This is a genomic window from Micromonospora sp. NPDC050695, assembly GCF_040654415.1.
Classification (GTDB): domain Bacteria; phylum Actinomycetota; class Actinomycetes; order Mycobacteriales; family Micromonosporaceae; genus Micromonospora.
Genome location: NZ_JBFAHZ010000162.1, coordinates 1 through 1,062, shown reverse-complemented (window position 1 = coordinate 1,062; position 1,062 = coordinate 1). Strand labels below are relative to the sequence as shown.

The window sequence follows — 1,062 nt, the reverse complement described above, 5'->3', positions numbered from 1 at the left end:
AACGCGAGCGCCTCCTCGCTCTTGCCGCCACGGGCCGTGTACCACCCGGCATCCACCAGAGCGCGTGGCTCCTCCGGATCACCGGCGTGCTGCAGTGCCCACCGCTCACACTCGGACGCGGACGGCTCGCGCTTCAGCGAAGCAAGGAAAGCCCCGTACGCAGTGCTTGCGGCATCCGAAGCCACAGAACCGTTCATACCAGAAACCTACCGAAGCTCGATCATGCCAGGGAACCGAGATCGCCACCGCGCGGGAGAGCCGCCCAGTCTCTGACAGAGATGCGGAGATCTGGTCGAACTGGCGCACCCTACCCGCGTCGCGGGATGTGCCCGGGCCTTGGGTCGCGGCTCGTGCTACTGCCCGTTGGTGTCGAGCAGGCGGTCCAGCATGGTGATGATCTGGTCGAGCTTGGCGCTGTGGTCCTGTCGCAGCGCGGCGACTGTTTCGCCGAGTTCACGCAGGGCGGTGGTGTGTTCGACCTGGGTGATGGACAGGGCCTGGACGAGGTGGGTCTGAGTGCGGACGTGCGCAGTGATACTGGCGAGGTCGCGGTCGCCGGAGGCGCGCAGGCCGGCTTCCATGTGCAGGCGCTCATCAACGGCGGCGATACGGCGTTCCAGGTCGTCCAAGCTGCTCATGCGGTGGATGCTCCTGCTGCGGTAGTGGGGCGGAGGTAGGCGTACACGGTCTCGCGACTGATGCCGTACTCCGCAGCGAGCGCGGACTTGCGTTCCCCGGCGGCGGCACGCTGGCGCAGCTGGTCGGCCTGCTCGGTGGTCAGCGCCGGTTTGCGGCCGGTGTAGACACCACGTTGCTTGGCCGCGGCGATGCCCTCGCGCTGGCGTTCCAGGATCAGGGCCCGTTCGAACTCGGCGAAGGCACCCATGACGCTCAGCAGCAGGGTGGCCATCGGGGAGTCCTCGCCGGTGAAGGTGAGCTGTTCCTTGACGAACTCCACCCGCACGCCCTTGCCGGTCAGGGTCCGCACGAGCCGGCGCAGGTCATCGAGGTTACGGGCGAGCCGGTCCATCGAGTGCACGATGACGGTGTCGCCGTCACGGA

The 1,062-nt window shown here is 67.6% G+C and carries 3 protein-coding genes; all 3 read right to left on the bottom strand.

Features of this window, described 5'->3' with window-relative positions:
- A partial coding sequence (locus tag AB0H52_RS32065) for a hypothetical protein (protein ID WP_357952055.1) occupies window positions 1–197 on the bottom strand: 197 nt, incomplete at its 3' end.
- A gap of 156 nt (window positions 198–353) precedes the next feature.
- Window positions 354–638 (bottom strand): hypothetical protein, encoded by a 285-nt coding sequence (locus AB0H52_RS32060; protein WP_357952053.1) that lies wholly within the window; start codon window positions 636–638, stop codon window positions 354–356.
- Window positions 635–1,062: recombinase family protein (locus AB0H52_RS32055; RefSeq protein WP_357952051.1), on the bottom strand; the 428-nt coding region annotated here is incomplete at its 5' end. The genes AB0H52_RS32060 and AB0H52_RS32055, both read right to left, overlap by 4 nt.

Coding starts and splice junctions, on each gene's coding strand:
- AB0H52_RS32060 (WP_357952053.1), bottom strand. CDS start 638: ATGAGCAGCTTGGACGACCTGGAACGCCGTATCGCCGCCGTTGATGAG.